Below are 1993 nucleotides of genomic sequence, written 5' to 3'. Positions count from 1 at the left end.
CGATGGTAGTGTGGGGTTTCCCCATGTGAGAGTAGGTCATCGTCAAGATTAAATTCCGAAACCCCTATCTGCGTATGCAGGTAGGGGTTTTGTTTTTGGCGCCCCTGTAGGAGCGAGCCTGCTCGCGATGGTCTCTAACGATTACGCTGGCTGTCTGAGGCCACCGGGTGTCCAGAGGTTCTTCGTCGGAACGCCGCCCGGAGCAAGCTCGCTCCTACAAAGTCAATTATCGGAACGCCGCCCAGCGTGCCGCCGCAGTCCTCAATCGCCTGTGAAAAGCCCGTGCTTGTGTGCGTAGGCATACAGATCTACGCGGTTCGTCAGGCCCAGCTTGCTGTAGATCGATGTCAAATGGTTGCGCAGCGTGTGCTCGCTGATGTGCAGCTTCTCGGCCACCAGCTTGCCAGGGGCAGAGGGGTCGCTGGCCAGCGATGCAATGGTCTGGTGCTCGCGGCGCGTAAGCTTGGCAATTTTGTGTTGCTCCGGGTCTATATCCCGCTCGGCTTTCTTGCGCGCCAGTTCAAGGAAGATACGGCTGGTCGCATTGCGATCGATCCAGAGTTCGCCTTCATGCACTTTTTCTATGGCTTTGAGCAATATTGATGCGGATGCCGACTCCCGCTTATCCACCACGCCACGTGCGCCCGCCAGCACTGCACTGTCATGCAGCGCCACGTCGCTTGACCCTGTCACTACCAGAATCTTGGCTTTGGTCTGGCTGTGCAAGTCGGCCAGCGACTTGATGCAGTTCTCGCTGTCCAGGTCCAGTACCACCACATCTGGCGCGTATTGGTGCAGCGAAAGCAGGTATTCCGCCACCGACGCCACCGAACCCGCCAGCATCAACCTCGGTTGAGCGCTTTCCACCAGACGCTCAAGACCCCAGGCCACGAGCGGTAGAGCAACTAACAGTACTTGAATTGGCATGCAGGTCGCTGCCTCTTTAGACGGGTTGTGTTAGCTGATCATGATAGCAATCGTTGCAGCCTGTAGCTTTTTTCTATAGCGCTTCAGGCAACCCCTCCCATGACATTTATCCCATAAAGCACTGTTTTCATGGCTGATTGACTCCCAGAAAAAAAGGGATAGCGCGCTCATGTAAAAAACAATGGTCCTTTTTAGTCTGGAACCATGAAAGGCACATACCGAGTTGAGCCCCGTGAACAAGTCACCCTGTCGCTGCAACTGACCGGCGGGAGCAACGGTGTCACCCGTGACATCAGCGCCTCCGGTTTGTATTTCGAAACCGATAGCGAGCAGCAGGTGGGTAGCTTGATTGAGTTCGAGATCGAACTCGACACTCCCGGCGGCCCCATGAAGTTCAAGGCGCAAGGACAAATCGTGCGCATTGAGCCACAGGGCGGCAGGATCGGGGCGGGCGTGAAGCTGCTGACCAGCCGGCTGGTGCCGGTTGAGTGAGGTGTTCGTGGGGTGAGGAAGAGTCGACTTGTGGCTGTTAGCGGCCCACAGCGGTTTTTTGCTCAGAGTGACATTCTAGGGAGAAAGACATGGCTAGCACTACAACTACCAGTGGCGGAACCGTTACCTCGTTTTCCAACACGCCGCAGGCGAAGGATGACATCCTCACCACCACCGCCACCGCTGAAAATCTGCTGAGGGTCATGTATTGGGACGTCATGTCCAATGACCTCGGCGGCAACGCGAAGACGCTCTGGTCACTCGACAACGCGGACAGTCTTTCTACTGCCACCAAGGCTTATGCTCCGGCCGACCTCCTGACCCAGGATACGGCGAGGGCTGAGGCGACGAGTACTGACACCAGTTCGAAAGGTGCAAAGATCTGGATCACCTCGGACGGTAAGGTCGGCTACGACGCCGCTACTTTGTCTGCTGCCTTCAAAGCGCAGCTCCAGGCGCTTGCTACTGGCCAGTCGCTGACGGACAGCTTTACCTATGCGATTCGCCTCGGCAACGGCACGCTCAGCTGGGCCACTGCCCAGGTGAAGTTCGAGGGCAGCAACGACGGCCCCGT

General features: G+C 57.2%; 3 protein-coding genes. 2 read left to right on the top strand and 1 reads right to left on the bottom strand.

Annotated features, from left to right (window positions below; translation table 11 throughout):
• Window positions 1-261: 261 nt before the first annotated feature.
• A complete protein-coding gene (locus PMI31_RS29400) occupies window positions 262-927 on the bottom strand; it encodes a LuxR C-terminal-related transcriptional regulator (RefSeq protein WP_008023897.1) in 666 nt (221 codons plus the stop codon).
• Between the two features lie 204 nt (window positions 928-1131).
• Here PMI31_RS29400 and PMI31_RS29395 point away from each other — a divergent pair, with 204 nt between their 5' ends.
• Together PMI31_RS29395 and PMI31_RS29390 are read left to right on the top strand one after the other, a co-directional pair.
• Window positions 1132-1419 (top strand): PilZ domain-containing protein, encoded by a 288-nt coding sequence (locus PMI31_RS29395; protein WP_008023893.1) that lies wholly within the window; start codon window positions 1132-1134, stop codon window positions 1417-1419.
• A gap of 89 nt (window positions 1420-1508) precedes the next feature.
• Window positions 1509-1993 (top strand): VCBS domain-containing protein (locus PMI31_RS29390; protein WP_008023891.1); only part of this gene is annotated, 485 nt, incomplete at its 3' end.

This window comes from Pseudomonas sp. GM55 (genome assembly GCF_000282395.1).
In the GTDB taxonomy this organism is placed as follows: Bacteria; Pseudomonadota; Gammaproteobacteria; order Pseudomonadales; family Pseudomonadaceae; genus Aquipseudomonas; species Aquipseudomonas fluorescens_CC.
The sequence above is the reverse complement of the archived record's forward strand: the minus strand, read 5'-3'. Positions and strand labels throughout refer to the sequence as shown.

What these genes read in the sequence shown, in the direction of transcription:
- PMI31_RS29395 (WP_008023893.1), top strand. Translation starts at nt 1,132, where the DNA reads ATGAAAGGCACATACCGAGTTGAGCCCCGTGAACAAGTCACCCTGTCG.
- PMI31_RS29400 (WP_008023897.1), bottom strand. Translation starts at nt 927, where the DNA reads ATGCCAATTCAAGTACTGTTAGTTGCTCTACCGCTCGTGGCCTGGGGT.